Annotated in this window: 10 protein-coding genes and 2 pseudogenes; 5 read left to right on the forward strand and 7 right to left on the reverse strand. The window is 62.2% G+C overall.

The genetic code is table 11. The features are described from left to right. Positions 1-75: 75 nt before the first annotated feature. Positions 76-879, reverse strand: a pseudogene (locus AACL53_RS13700) (DUF1499 domain-containing protein); the annotation flags it as partial. 68 nt (positions 880-947) lie between these two features. Then, on the reverse strand, positions 948-1,616 hold the full coding sequence (pdxH, locus tag AACL53_RS13705) for a pyridoxamine 5'-phosphate oxidase (protein ID WP_339085084.1): 669 nt from the start codon (positions 1,614-1,616) through the stop codon (positions 948-950). A 157-nt stretch (positions 1,617-1,773) separates the two neighbouring features. Between pdxH and AACL53_RS13710 the strand changes: the two genes are divergently transcribed. Both AACL53_RS13710 and AACL53_RS13715 read left to right on the forward strand, forming a co-directional pair. Beyond that, entirely contained in the window at positions 1,774-2,226 is a 453-nt protein-coding gene (locus AACL53_RS13710) for a hypothetical protein (protein ID WP_339085085.1), read from the forward strand. A 334-nt stretch (positions 2,227-2,560) separates the two neighbouring features. Then, a complete protein-coding gene (locus tag AACL53_RS13715; protein ID WP_339085086.1) occupies positions 2,561-3,067 on the forward strand; it encodes a hypothetical protein in 507 nt (168 codons plus the stop codon). A 600-nt stretch (positions 3,068-3,667) separates the two neighbouring features. Here AACL53_RS13715 and AACL53_RS13720 read toward each other — a convergent pair. Then, entirely contained in the window at positions 3,668-3,802 is a 135-nt protein-coding gene (locus tag AACL53_RS13720; RefSeq protein ID WP_339085087.1) for a hypothetical protein, read from the reverse strand. Between the two features lie 174 nt (positions 3,803-3,976). Beyond that, positions 3,977-4,219, reverse strand: a complete 243-nt coding sequence (locus tag AACL53_RS13725; RefSeq protein ID WP_339085088.1) for a hypothetical protein — start codon at positions 4,217-4,219, stop codon at positions 3,977-3,979. A gap of 269 nt (positions 4,220-4,488) precedes the next feature. Here AACL53_RS13725 and lexA point away from each other — a divergent pair, with 269 nt between their 5' ends. Beyond that, positions 4,489-5,283 carry a transcriptional repressor LexA gene (lexA, locus tag AACL53_RS13730; protein ID WP_339085089.1) on the forward strand — a complete coding sequence of 265 codons (795 nt, stop codon included), beginning with the start codon at positions 4,489-4,491 and terminating at the stop codon, positions 5,281-5,283. A gap of 29 nt (positions 5,284-5,312) precedes the next feature. Here the strand turns inward: lexA and AACL53_RS13735 are convergent, their stop codons facing one another. After that, entirely contained in the window at positions 5,313-7,664 is a 2,352-nt protein-coding gene (locus AACL53_RS13735) for a ComEC/Rec2 family competence protein (protein WP_339085090.1), read from the reverse strand. A gap of 113 nt (positions 7,665-7,777) precedes the next feature. Here AACL53_RS13735 and gltX point away from each other — a divergent pair, with 113 nt between their 5' ends. Continuing rightward, positions 7,778-9,319 (forward strand): glutamate--tRNA ligase, encoded by a 1,542-nt coding sequence (gltX, locus tag AACL53_RS13740; protein ID WP_339085091.1) that lies wholly within the window; start codon positions 7,778-7,780, stop codon positions 9,317-9,319. A 189-nt stretch (positions 9,320-9,508) separates the two neighbouring features. After that, positions 9,509-10,819 carry a citrate synthase gene (gene gltA / locus AACL53_RS13745; protein ID WP_339085092.1) on the forward strand — a complete coding sequence of 437 codons (1,311 nt, stop codon included), beginning with the start codon at positions 9,509-9,511 and terminating at the stop codon, positions 10,817-10,819. On the opposite strand, the gene lpxB is transcribed toward gltA, so the two are convergent. Beyond that, positions 10,780-12,030 (reverse strand): lipid-A-disaccharide synthase, encoded by a 1,251-nt coding sequence (lpxB, locus tag AACL53_RS13750; RefSeq protein ID WP_339086941.1) that lies wholly within the window; start codon positions 12,028-12,030, stop codon positions 10,780-10,782. The two genes, gltA and lpxB, sit on opposite strands and share 40 nt — an antisense overlap. Before the next feature lie 429 nt (positions 12,031-12,459). Continuing rightward, positions 12,460-13,269, reverse strand: a pseudogene (lpxI, locus tag AACL53_RS13755) (UDP-2,3-diacylglucosamine diphosphatase LpxI); the annotation flags it as partial. Positions 13,270-13,274: the final 5 nt, after the last annotated feature.

Here is a 13,274-nt window from a genome sequence, read left to right on the forward strand (position 1 = left end):
GTCGATGACGGCGCGCGTATCCTTGTCGACGTCGGGAACGGAAGCTTCGAAGCGGCTCGCAACTTCCTTCAGGATCGCGCGCACGTGCGCGGCGTTGCGGCCGAAGTCGTTAGCGCCGTAGCGCGACGCCGATCTGATATCGACGCGAGACGCGCCGTCCTCGCCCAGCACGCGAATGATGATGTCGTCGACCAGACCGAGCACGGGCGATTGGTCCGACAGCTCGATGAAGCCCGGCGCGTCCTGCTCGTCCTCCGGCGGGACTTCGAGGGTCGTCTTCATCTTCAGCTTGGCGAGCGCCTGGAGCACCAGCTCGTAGCCTTCCTCGGTCGAGCGCGGAAGGATCAGGCTTTTGAGATCGGGATAATGCTCGCGCTGGAGCGTCGCGAACTCGTCTCCCGGATATTCGGTCGGATTGGCGTCAGCCGCGCGCTCATCCTTCGCCTCGGTGAACTCCGGCGGCTCAGCGAGATCGGTCGAGACGTCGTTGATCGGCGGCCACTTGAAGCTCATCGCCCAAACGCCCGCGGGAATCGCGAGCAGCGCCAGAGCCACGATCGCACCGCAGAACACGCGCGCGGCACCCAGCCGTCCCGTCACCCAAATATCGAGACCGGCGACGAACGCCATCAGGAGCGACAGCCCAGCGCAGAGGATGACGATGTAGGCAATCGTCAAGGCGACCGGCGTCGGCAGCAAATGGAGGCGATGCAGTACCGCCGTCACGAGGGCAGCGACGGCCGCGAAGAGCGCAATGCGGCTCGTCCATTTCGCGAGAAAGGACGGCGGCCGTCCGGCGGCGTAATAGATCCGCGTCGACTGATAGCGGTCGCGTACCCGCCTTCTCGGGCGGCGTTCGTCGATGCGATCCGTTACCATTCAAGCCTCAAAACTCGAACCTCGCGACCATACTTCGTTATGCCACAACCCGTGCCTTTTGTGGTCACTCAAGGATAGAGCCGGGTTTTCTGCCAGGAGTCGCGCGGGGCGTCGCGGCGGAAAACGATGCGATCGTGCAGGCGATACGGCCGGCTCATCCAGAATTCGATCTCCACGGGAAGAACGCGGAATCCCGACCAGTAGGCGGGGCGCGGAATCGAATCTTCCGGGAACTTGGCTTCGAAATGATGAACCTTGGCTTCGAGCACCTCGCGCGACGACAGCGGCCGCGATTGATGCGACGCCCAGGCGCCGATCCGGCTCAGCCTCGGCCGCGTCGCGTAATAGGCGTCGGCCTCGCCGTGGGAGACGAGCGAGACGGGCCCACGAATGCGGACCTGCCGTTCGAGGCTCTTCCAATGGAAGAGCAGCCCGGCTTTCGGGTTGGCCAGCAGCTCGCGGCCCTTCGCGCTTTCGAAGTTCGTGTAGAAAACGAAGCCGCGATCGGCGCTCTCCGCCGCATCGAGGCCCTTCAGCAGGACCGTGCGAACGTTCGGCATGCCGCCGGCGTCGACGGTTGCGAGCGCCATCGCGTTCGGATCGTTCGGCTCGGATTTCTCCGCCTCCGACATCCAGGCTTCGAACAGCCGGAACGGATCTTCCGCCGCCGAAAAATCCGGGGCCGAGGCTTGATCCGTGACTGGGGCCGATTTGGAAGCGCTTTCGCTATCACTCATGTTGCATGCTCAATGCTTGATCTTCGTTTCCGCGGCGCGCCGTTCCAGCACACAGCGCTTGCATGTGTTCAGTACCTTTTAACCATACTGAGGCAGAGTACCCTTATCGTCTTGTTGGGCGAAATATCGAGTTCGGTCCGCGTAAGAAAGTAGCGTCATGTCCACAAATGCGTCTCTTTTCTCGACTGCCGCGGCCGGCGTGACGGCTTTCGCGTTGGTTGCGGCGATTTTCCTACCTTACGGGTTTGCCTGGGCGGGAGACCAGCCCCTAGACCGGGCGCTCGCGACGGCGGCTTGTCCGAAACCCGGCGCCCTCGGCGACATACCCAATTTCACAGACATCAAGGTCGCCCTCAACCAGGAGGACGAATATGCGGCGCTGGAAAGCGTGCAATTCGCCCTGACGGAGGTCGCCGACGGCTCGAGCTATATCTGGCACCGCGCGCATGGCCGCCTCTCCGGCGTCGTCAAACCCGTCTCGTCGTTCAAGGACACGCGCGGCAGCGTTTGCCGCCATGCCGTCGTCTCGCTGACCGGCCTCGACGCGACGAAGCAGACCGAAATCGTTGCCTGCCGTTTGCCGACGGGCATCTGGCAGCTCGAATCCTGAGTTTCCCCAAACTCCGTTTACCGATCCTCCCAAACGAGAATGAAAAAGGCGGCGCAAGCTGCCTTTTTTATTTGGGGGTGGGCTAAGTGCTGCCCGAGCGCGGGCTTGGGGTGGCGACCTCTCTCGGGTCGTCCTCCCCCGAAATCGTTCTGCGCACGTTTGTCAAATCCTCAGCGACGATCAAACTTAGTCTCGACGCTGATGATTCGAGGCGCAGGATGTTGTCGATGCCAGGACGGCATCGGCGGGTGCTGAAGGCCTTCCCTATCCTGCGCATAAACGATCTTCTGCGCGGGGCTTATCTTCAATTCCTTCTTTCTTTGGGTCCTTAGCTATGTCCTACACAAGCCCTTATTCATTTCTGCCTGACGAACATATGAGACTCGTCGGTATCATCGCCTTTCACTGGGAGGCGGTCGATTTGTCTCTTCAGCGCGCTGTAGCAGAAATCACCATGACTGACTGCGGCGGCATCGCCATTTTAACTGATATGATTGGTTTTCGCAGCAAGACGGAAATTATTATGGCCTACGCGCGCCAGTTCCAAAGCGGCGATCCGCTAAAATGGAAAGAGTTCGTTTCCGCCCTTGAAGGAGTCAAGGACGCCTACACACTGAGAAACAAATTCGTACACGCACGATGGATAGATGGACCGGACACGACGCGCCCTTTGCGCGTTGATTTTCGTTTGTCCGGGGGACGTCTCAAACAAGAAGAGGTTCCAACAGAAATTGGCGAACTTTATGCAGCCGCCACCGCGATTTTCAACGCCGGTGGGGCAATGACGACCTGCTTGTGGAAGTGTGGACTAATGTTGCCATCGCAAGAAACACCCGCTTAGCACAGTCGGTCGCATCGCTCTTAATCCAGTCGAACCCGACTAGCTCTGCGGCTCCGGCCTCAATCATTTCAGGCATCACCTCATCCGAAGGACTCGTTTTATTGCCGCTTGCAACTGCGCGACGTACCAATTCTCCCCAATTCCCCCCCTCACTCAAAAAACTTATCCCCGCTCTCGCCTCCGCTCGCATAATCGTTTCGCCCATCCGGCAAAGGGTTCGTGCGCAAGGCGTTGCGCCGGGCTCGGGTGGGGCAGCCCGACCCGGGGCGTGACGCGCGCTTCCGGACAAGGCGATCGACCGGTTCGCACAGGGTGAGAAGCCTGTGTGCGGAGCATCCCGCTGACGTAAAGTGACCGCGCTCGAGACCCTGTTCTCGGTCTGTCACGGAGCGGATCGGTTCCGAGACTTCATTGCTGCACGACCCAGCCGCGGAACCCGTCCGCTTCGTGCTTTTTGGTTGGCGCAACCGACTCGCGTTCCGCGAGCCGGCCGGTTGCGCACGCTTGTTGCGTCGTCCTTCGGTCCCCTCCGGGGAGCCGGCCACCGTGCGCGTTCGATGTTGCGCCGTTCTTCGTTGTGGGTGTTGGCGCGCGAAAGGTTCAGCGTTGAGAGGAAGCGTGGAAGCTCGGGACGAAATGGTGTCCAGCGCGGCCGCCGGTGACGGCGTTGGCGATGAGCGTTCCGAGAACGGTGACGATGACGCCTATGACGATCTGCGAGAACCAACCCTGCATGGCCCGACAATGCCCGCTCAAACAGCCCATAGTCCCAATGGCGCGTCCGGTGTTGAACCAGCGGCGACCAAGTTTCCGTCGCACGGCACGCGTGCTTTTGCGCGGCCGCGTCGCGGCGGAATTCGGGCACCCCTATTGGCGCGGGTTATTCCGGCGCGGTCTATTCCGGCGCGTCTATTCCGGTTCTGGGGCCGCCGGCTTGCAGACGAGATCGATCTGCGTGCACGTCGCGTTGCGCACGTCGATCAGCGGCTTGCACTCGGCGGCCGATTGCTCGTTCGTGCATTTCAAGGCCTTCGCGGTCGCTTCCTTGCAGAGCGCCTTCATGTCGTCGCAGCCGTCGGCGCGGGCCTCTCCTCCGCAAACGGCCAGCACCGCCACGGCTGTCAGGAACAGCGGAGACCATTTCATCTGCATTTCGCGTTCTCCCGTTACCGCTCATCAGCGGAGTTTGGATTCGCGGAGCCGTTCAATCTGGCCGCTTGGCCATGCGAGGCATTCGAGCCACTCGCGCGTGGCCATTGACGCTGTCGAATAGGGATAACGCGGGGCGCGCTTGCGGAACGAGACAAGAACGTGTAGCGTACATACATGATTTGTACCGTCATTCAGCGGGGGTCCGATCGGTGGTCAGCGTTTCGGCCCACGGTCCCCGCGCAGCCATGGAAGGCTTGAGACGAAACGCGATGCTCACCGAGAAACAGAAAGACCTCCTGCTTTTCATCCATGCGCGCATGCAGGAACGCGGCGTGCCCCCATCCTTCGACGAAATGAAGGATGCGCTGGATCTGAGGTCTAAGTCCGGCATTCACCGCCTAATCACGGCCCTGGTCGAGCGCGGTTTCATCCGCCGGCTGCCGCACAGGGCGCGGGCGATCGAGGTCATCAAGCTGCCGGACAATCAGACCGGCGGCCAGACAGGCGCCCAGAACGGCGGACAGAACATTGGGCCAAGTGCCGGCCAACACGCGGGCCACTCTTCAGGCGCGTCCGTCGCATCCATGCCTCAACGCAGCGGCTTCCAGCCGAGCGTGATCGAGGGCTCGGGACCACGGGCGAGCGTTTCTCCGCCGCCGCCGTCGCACATCATCGATGCGCGGACCGTATCGATCCCCGTCATGGGGCGGATCGCTGCCGGTACGCCGATCAGCGCCATTCAAAACCACACGCACGATATCGCCGTGCCGCCCGACATCCTGACGAACGGCGAACATTTCGCGCTCGAGGTGAAGGGCGACTCGATGATCGAGGCGGGCATTCATGACGGCGATACCGTCATTATCCGCCGGTGCAATAACGCCGAGAACGGGGACATCATCGTTGCTCTCGTCGAAGGCGAGGAAGCGACGTTGAAGCGGCTTCGCAAGAAAGGCTCGACGATTGCCCTCGAAGCGGCGAACCCCGAATTCAAGACGCGCATATTCGGGCCCGACCAGATCGACATCCAGGGCCGGCTCGTGGGGCTGTTGCGGCGCTACTGAGCTACTGGGCTACTCAGCGCTAGGAGGTCTTACTGGGCGTCGTTGGCGGCCGGCACGGCATTCGTAAACTCTGGCTCAAAGTCCGGTTCCTCGCCCGGATCGCTCTCGGCAAGCGTTCGCGGCTCGGCTTCAGCTTCCGCCATTGACCGCGGTGGCGCCGCAGCCGGCGGCGCTGCGCCGGGTGTCTCCCGTATGCGGGGTTTCGGAAGGCCGCCGGGCGTTTTCCTTTCGGGCATGACGCTCCACGGCCGTTCGCCGCGGCGGGATGCGACCGTCTCAAGGTGCACGCGCGGCTCGGGGTTATCATCGCTGCGATCGATGTATAGGGCGTAGGCGCCGTTGCGCCAACGGTCGAAGACGTCGATGACGGTCGCCGGCACCGCGCAGTCCTCGGGCTTCGGGTCGTTGATCACCAGCACATCGGCATTGAGGCAATCGTCGGTCACGGCTGCCGGATGCCGGGCGACCGCGACCGTTGCGCCTTTGACGTGGGCAATGCATCCGACCGCGTCACACGAGAACGCGTCGCCGGATTGCGCCTCGCGGGCCGTCCGTCCGTCTCCGTCGTATTCGAGCCAGCGATCCAGGTCATATTTCGCGCCCTTGTTCGGCAGTGCGGAGAGTTTCCCAGACGTATCGCGCACGGCGATCAGGCCTTTCTGGCCGATGAGAATATCCGGTCGTGACATCAATGGCGCTCCGAGCAGGCCCAGAACGCAAAGAGCGACGCCAAAGAGGCGGATTCGCGTTTGCCAAAGCGAAAGCCAAATTCCTCCCGCAAGCATGAGAATGAACGCGAATGCCGGAATTTCCGGAAGGTGGCCGACGGCGCCGGGCAGCGCGCCGACCTTGTTCGCGCACCAGGCCATGCCTTCGATGCCCCAGCCCATCGGCTTCAAGCCGAACCATTCAAGTCCGAACGGCATCAGCACCATCGCCAGCAATGCTGCGGGCATGACGATGATGTTGCAGATCGGGATGGCGATCATATTGCCGAGCACGGCATATTGCTGGCTCTGGTGAAAGTTATAGGCAGCGAGCGGAGCGACGGCCACGCTCGCGATGAGTGTCGAGGCGATGATCTCGCCGAAGAATTTCGGCACCTTCAGCGCCGGGTGCGGCCGCGACTGACGTCCGAGAAAATTACTCAGTGTTTCGTGCGACGCGATCAGGGCCGTGACGGCAGCAAACGACATCTGAAAGCCGGCGTCGAGCAGGCTTTCGGGACAGACGATGAGGATCAGGAACGCGGCGAGAGCGACGTTCCGCAACGCCAACGCGGGGCGATCGAGAAGGACGGCTCCGAAAATGATGAGGATCATCAGCGCCGAGCGCACGGTCGCAAACTGTCCGCCGGAGATCGCGAGATAGCCAATCGCGCTTATTATTCCGAGTACAGCTGCGATCTTCTTGATCGGCATCGTCAGCGCGATGAGCGGAATGGCCGCAAGCAGGAGGCGGACCGAATAGAATACGGCGCCGGCCGCGATCACCATGTGCAGGCCCGATATCGACAGGATGTGAAATAGGCCCGAATTCTTGAAGGCGTCATTCGTCGCCGCGGTGATCCCTCCTCGCTCGCCAGTGATCAGCGCCAGTGCGATCTCGCCGGTTTCTCCAGGCAGCGCCTGGCGAATGCGCGCGGCGATTGCCTGGCGAATGTTTTCGATGGAACGGCGGTACCACTGCGAAAGCGTGCCGCTATCGCTCTGGCCCTCGATCTGGGGCGCCGCGAACGCGTAGCCAACAGCGCCGACGGAATCGAACCATGCCGTGCGGGCGTAATCGAAGCCGCCCGGAAGCGGTGGTTTCGCGGGCGGCGACAGGTTTGCCTTTATCCGGATGCGGTCGCCGGGCGCCGCGGGCGAACGCGCCGACATCGTGCGCACGCGAATGACTGCCGGCGTTTGCTCGGCCGCGAGGCCCGCGATGCTCGGCGATTTGATCGTCAGGCGCTGGCCGCGCGGGATCTTCGCTTCGACCATCGTCACGGTGCCGGTGATTTCGACGCCGTGGAGCGCCTTGGTCAAAACCGGCGCGCGCACCGCTTCGACGCGCAATTTCGCGATTGCAAATCCGGTTCCGGCCAAGACAAAGGCCGTCATCACGGTCGCAGCGAGCGTTCCTCCGCGGACAGCCATGCGCGAGATGAGCGCCAGCACGAGGGGCGCACAGGCGATGATCGCTGCGGGCTCGATGGGTAATGCGAAGTAAGCCGCGATGCCCGCGCCCAGGCAAACCGGAGCCCAAAGGAAAAAGCTTTCCCGCTCGGCTTCGAGAAGAAGCGCAGCGCGGCTGATCCCGCGCTCGGGAAGCGCCGGAAATCCGATCTCTTTCGCCGCCTCCCGACCTAATTCCGGTCCCGCCGCTTCGACCGACATGCCCCGCCCAACGCGCTGCCGAAGGCCGGTATTTCCGCCCTCTTAACTTGTCCCACCTCACATGCTACGAGCGGAACCTCATTCCCTCAATGGCAGGCGAGCAAAAAGGTCCAATGTCCGTGACCACTACACCGAGTGCGCCCATCGTACGATTTGCACCCTCTCCTACTGGGTATCTGCATATCGGAGGGGCCCGCACGGCGCTTTTCAATTGGCTCTATGCCCGCGGCCGCGGCGGACGGTTCCTTCTGCGCATCGAGGATACCGATCGCGAGCGCAACAACGAGGCCGCGGTGGCCGCGATCCTCGACGGCGTCAAATGGCTCGGCCTCGACTGGGATGGCGATGTCGTTTCGCAGTTTTCGCGGGCCGATCGGCATCGGGAGGTCGCGAACGAACTCTTAAAGCGCGGCGCTGCCTACTACTGCTATTCCTCGCCCGCCGAGATCGACGCGGCGCGTGAAAAGGCAAAGGCCGAGGGCCGGCCGCAGATCTTCCTTTCGCCCTGGCGGGATCGCGATCCGCAGGACGCACCAAAAGATGTGAAGCCGACGATCCGCCTCAAGGCGCCGCGCGAGGGCGAGACCATCGTCAACGATCACGTGCAGGGCCGCGTTGCGTTTCCGAACAAGGATCTCGACGACCTGATCATTCTCAGATCAGACGGCAATCCGACGTACAATCTCGCCGTCGTCGTCGACGATCACGACATGGAGGTAACGCACGTCATCCGCGGCGCCGATCATTTGACCAACTCCGCACGCCAGACGCAGATCTACCAGGGCATGGGGTGGACCGTTCCGGAGTTCGCGCACGTGCCGCTCATTCACGGCGCGGACGGTGCGAAGCTCTCGAAGCGTCATGGCGCGCAAGGTGTCGAAGAATACCGCGATATGGGCTACCTGCCGGTCGCTCTGCGCAATTATCTCGTGCGCCTCGGCTGGAGCCACGGCGACGACGAAATCATCTCGACCGACGATCTTCTCCGCTGGTTCGACATCGACGGAATCAACAAGAGCCCGGCGCGGCTCGACTTCAAGAAGCTCGACGATCTGAACGGGCACTACATCCGCGCTTCAGGGGACGAGGAACTCGAAGCGCACGTGCGCGGAATGCTGCCTCATCTCAATTTTCAGGCGCTCGTGGAACTCCCGTCCGATCCGAAAGCGCCGGCACGTCCCGACATCGCACTGGCGCGCGAAGTGTTGCGCCAGCTTCCTGCTGTTTCGACGGGCAAGGAACTCGCGGATCTTTTCGCCGCCAAGGGATGGGGAAAATTCACGGCGGCCATTCCGTCCCTCAAAGAGCGCTCGAAGACTCTCGCGGAACTCCTTGGCGGAGCACTATTCATCGTTGCGGAGCGGCCGCTCAAACTCGAGGATAAGGCCGCGAAGCTTCTCGGGCCGGAAGGCCGTGCATCGAACGCCGAGATTCTCAAACTGCTGTCGGCCGTCTCAGAGCAGGAATGGTCGGCTGCCTTCCTTGAAGCGAAGGTAAAATCCTTTGCCGAGGAAAAGGGTTTGAAACTCGGCAATGTTGCGCAACCTCTTCGGGCAGCGCTCACCGGACGCTCGGTTTCACCGCCGGTATTCAATGTCCTTGAGGTGCTTGGCCGTGACGAGAGCCTCGGCCGTATCGGAGATGCAGCGGGATAATCCGGAATATCGATGGCTTAACGATCTCTTGCCGCACCGCAAAAAATCCGTTAAATCCTTCAATAGCCGACTGCTTTTTGAAGGCCGCCGACAGTTCTCCGGGCCGCCGACGTCCTAGTCTATTGCGACGGGAATTGCGAAAGTTAACTTCAGGCGTCGGCAGTGTCTTCCGGGGCGAAGGTGGCGAACATGAACATTCACGACAAAGCTTCCAAGGGCGGGACCAAGCCGAGCGCGACGTTGACCGTCGACAACAAGCAGGTCCAGCTTTCGGTGCGTTCCGGCAGCATTGGCCCTGACGTGATCGACGTCGCCAATCTATACAAAGATACCGGCTGCTTCACGTACGATCCCGGATTCACCTCAACGGCGAACTGCAAGAGCTCGATCACCTATATCGACGGCGATAAGGGCGAACTTCTCTATCGCGGCTATCCGATCGATCAGCTTGCGGAAAATACCAATTTCTTGGCCGTCTGCTATCTGCTGCTTTACGGCGAGTTGCCGACAAACGGCGAGTTCATCAATTTCCGCAAGACCATCACGAACCATACGATGGTTCACGAGCAGATGACGCGGTTCTTCACCGGCTACCGGCGTGACGCGCATCCGATGGCGGTCATGGTGGGCACGGTCGGTGCGTTGTCATCGTTCTATCACGACTCGACGGACATCAACGATACGGCGCAGCGCGAGGTCGCGAGCCAGCGCATGATCGCCAAGATGCCGACGATCGCGGCAATGGCCTACAAATATTCGATGGGTCAGCCTTTCATCTATCCTCGCAACGATCTCGACTACACGTCCAATTTCCTTCAGATGTGCTTCGCCGTTCCGTGCGAGCCCTACATCGTCAATCCGATTATTTCGCGGGCGCTGGATCGCATCTTCATCCTGCACGCCGATCACGAGCAGAATGCCTCCACCTCAACGGTGCGTCTGGCAGGCTCATCGGGAGCCAATCCTTTCGCGTGCATCTCGGCCGGCATCGCTTGCCTTTGGGGTCCCGCGCACGGCGGCGCCAACGAAGCTGCGCTGAACATGCTGAAGGAAATCGGCACCGTCGATCGCGTTCCTGAATTCGTAAAGCGCGCCAAGGACAAGTCGTCCGGCTTCCGGCTGATGGGCTTCGGCCATCGCGTCTACAAGAACTACGATCCGCGCGCCAAGGTGATGCAGAAGACCTGTCACGAAGTGCTCGATGCACTCGGCCACGGCGACGATCCTCTGCTAAAGGTCGCGTTGGAGCTCGAGCGCATTGCGCTTCAGGACGAATACTTCATCGAGAAGAAGCTCTACCCGAATATCGACTTCTATTCGGGCATCACGCTCAGAGCGATGGGCTTCCCGGTCGATATGTTCACTGTGCTGTTCGCAGTCGCGCGCACGGTCGGATGGATTGCGCAGTGGAAGGAAATGATCGAGGATCCGGAGCAGCGCATCGGCCGCCCGCGCCAGCTCTACATCGGACCGCCGCGGCGCGATTTCCCGGCCGCCTGACCCGCGACGACCGATAAAACGACATTTGCCGCAGCCTCGCTCGGGCTCGAGGCGGTGAGGCGAAGCTTTTCCGGCGCCAGGGTAAGGCCATCGAGTTGCGCCGAGCGGGCAGCCGTATCGCCCAGAAGCGGCTCGATGGCGTTCGCGAGATTTTCGGCCGTGCACGCTTCCTGCAGATATTCCGGATAGACGTTCTTGCCGATCACGAGGTTGGCCAGCACGACGCTCGGCACCTTCAGCAGGAACCGCAGGTTCGCCATTACCGCGTCGACCTTGTAGGCAACGACGGACGGCGTGCCCGCGAGCGCAAGCTCAAGCGTTACGGTGCCCGATGCCGCAAGCGCGGCGCGCGCAAGACGCATGGCGGCGTACTTATCGTCCGTGTCGACGATGCGCGGTTTCGGCGTCCATGCCGCCGTCTTGGCGGCGATGCGGTCTCGCAAGTGGCGGACCGCCGGAATGACGACCTCAATCGGGCCCTTGGCCGATGAGACGCGCGCGACCGCCTCGCCGAACACATCGATCAGCCGCTCGACCTCCGACGTCCGGCTTCCGGGCAAGACGAGAAGAACCGGGCGATCCGGTGCGATACCGAGGCGCGCAGCGAGGCCGCTCGCATCCGCATTTTGGATGTCGTCGAGCTTCTCGATCAGCGGATGACCGACGTAGGTGCACGGCGGGCCGCCGAGACGCGCGTGCGCTTCCGGCTCGAACGGCAGAAGCGCTAAGATATGATCGACGTAGGGCCGCATTCTCTTGGCGCGTCCTGGACGCCAGGCCCAGACGCTCGGGCTCACATAATCGACGATCGGAATATGCGGCGCGCGCTTCCTGATGCGCTTCGCAATCGGGTGCGTAAATTCAGGGCTGTCGATGATGACGACGACGTCGGGTGCGAAAGCGACGGCTGCATCGACGGTCTGATAGACGCGGCGCAGGATACGCGGAAGCTTCGGCAATATGGACAGCGGGCCCATGACTGCCACGTCTTCGATGGGAAAGAGCGAGCGAAAGCCTTCGTGCGCCATCTCCTCGCCGCCGACACCGGAGAAGACGATCGGCTCGGGATGCAGGTTCGCGAGGGCCTTGATCAGTTTGCCGCCGAGCGCGTCGCCCGAGTGCTCACCGGCCACCAGGAATATTTTCAATGGCTTTGGTCCCTCTGCCAACGCCTCGCTAGGCTTCGAACCCTCAGGCGCCGCGACAAACATCGCGGATCGGTTTGCCAACTGAATGACTGGGGAGGATTTTGCGAGACTGGAGCCGTTCGCCGTGATTGCGACGCCGATCAGGTGAGCGTTTTGAGCTGCACTGATCAGAGCTTCGTCGAGCCGGTAACCCGGTCCGACGACCAAGACGCCACGGCGACGCGTATTTTTACCGCGAAGCGTCCGCACGCGTTCTGCGACGGCGATGGGTTCTTCCGAGGAGCCGACTGCGAAGACGCGCCCGCCGTCGATGACTACAGCCGAGCCGCCGCCGAACGATGAGAGCGCCGATAAGACGCCAGTCGCTCGTGCGATATCGGCTTCGGCCGAGGGGTTCATTGGAAAATCGCCCAAGGTCCGTGTTTGGATATTCGGAGCGCGTGCCGGTTCCGTTTGGCTTTCCCCGGCCTTGATACCGGCGACGAACAACCCCCGCTCATCGGCGAGCGCGATCATCTCAGAACGGTTGGCGGCGAGGACGTGATCGGCCATGACGGCGATGCCGCAAAGCCCGGCTGCGTCGGCCAGGGCGACTGTATTCGGTCCGATTGCCGGAAGATCAACCCGCAAATCCTGACCGGGCTTCGGACGCTTCACGAGAACGCCGTAACGTTCGCGATCGCCGCGGGCCGCGCGCGCTTCGGCGACGCGCTTCAGCATGCGGTCGGTGCCTTCGGCGCCTTCGATCGCCTCGATGCGGCCGCGGCTGACGACCACCGCTTGACCGATATCGTACCGGCCGAGAGCGGCGACGAGATCGAAGCCGCGTGCGATGTCTGCCGCGTTTTCCGCCGAGGCCGAGGCTTTCGTCAGGTTGCCGCCGCCGACGAGCAGCTCCGGCGCGACTTCATCGACGCCGACGATGCGAAGGCCGAGCGCTTCGAATTGGGCGAGTACGCCCCTGAGGACCGCATCATCGCCGCCGGCCTTCAGGAGCTTCACCACTGCCGGTGCGAGACGGAGAAATGCGAGATCCGGACGCGCGGTCAGAAACGAAGGCCGCCGATAACCGCCGAGCAACAGCGCATCGCTGATGCCGGCCCGTCTGAATGCCGCCATCGCGCGGCCAGGCTGAGCCCAGTTGACGATCGTATGTTGAAACGCCGCCAGCGCCGGGTCGGCTGCGCCTTCGACCATGACGACGTGAACCTCGCCGCCGCGGCGCGTAACGCTTTGAGCGACTTCGAGAGGAAGCGAGCCTGCGCCAGCGATGATCCCGATGCGCCTCATCGGACCGTCCATGGGCG

It is taken from the genome of Hyphomicrobium sp. ghe19 (genome assembly GCF_902712875.1).
Taxonomy (GTDB): Bacteria; Pseudomonadota; Alphaproteobacteria; order Rhizobiales; family Hyphomicrobiaceae; genus Hyphomicrobium_B.

Coding starts and splice junctions, on each gene's coding strand:
- pdxH (WP_339085084.1), bottom strand. CDS start 1,616: ATGAGTGATAGCGAAAGCGCTTCCAAATCGGCCCCAGTCACGGATCAA.
- AACL53_RS13710 (WP_339085085.1), top strand. CDS start 1,774: ATGTCCACAAATGCGTCTCTTTTCTCGACTGCCGCGGCCGGCGTGACG.
- AACL53_RS13715 (WP_339085086.1), top strand. CDS start 2,561: ATGTCCTACACAAGCCCTTATTCATTTCTGCCTGACGAACATATGAGA.
- AACL53_RS13720 (WP_339085087.1), bottom strand. CDS start 3,802: ATGCAGGGTTGGTTCTCGCAGATCGTCATAGGCGTCATCGTCACCGTT.
- AACL53_RS13725 (WP_339085088.1), bottom strand. CDS start 4,219: ATGCAGATGAAATGGTCTCCGCTGTTCCTGACAGCCGTGGCGGTGCTG.
- lexA (WP_339085089.1), top strand. CDS start 4,489: ATGCTCACCGAGAAACAGAAAGACCTCCTGCTTTTCATCCATGCGCGC.
- AACL53_RS13735 (WP_339085090.1), bottom strand. CDS start 7,664: ATGTCGGTCGAAGCGGCGGGACCGGAATTAGGTCGGGAGGCGGCGAAA.
- gltX (WP_339085091.1), top strand. CDS start 7,778: ATGTCCGTGACCACTACACCGAGTGCGCCCATCGTACGATTTGCACCC.
- gltA (WP_339085092.1), top strand. CDS start 9,509: ATGAACATTCACGACAAAGCTTCCAAGGGCGGGACCAAGCCGAGCGCG.
- lpxB (WP_339086941.1), bottom strand. CDS start 12,030: ATGTTTGTCGCGGCGCCTGAGGGTTCGAAGCCTAGCGAGGCGTTGGCA.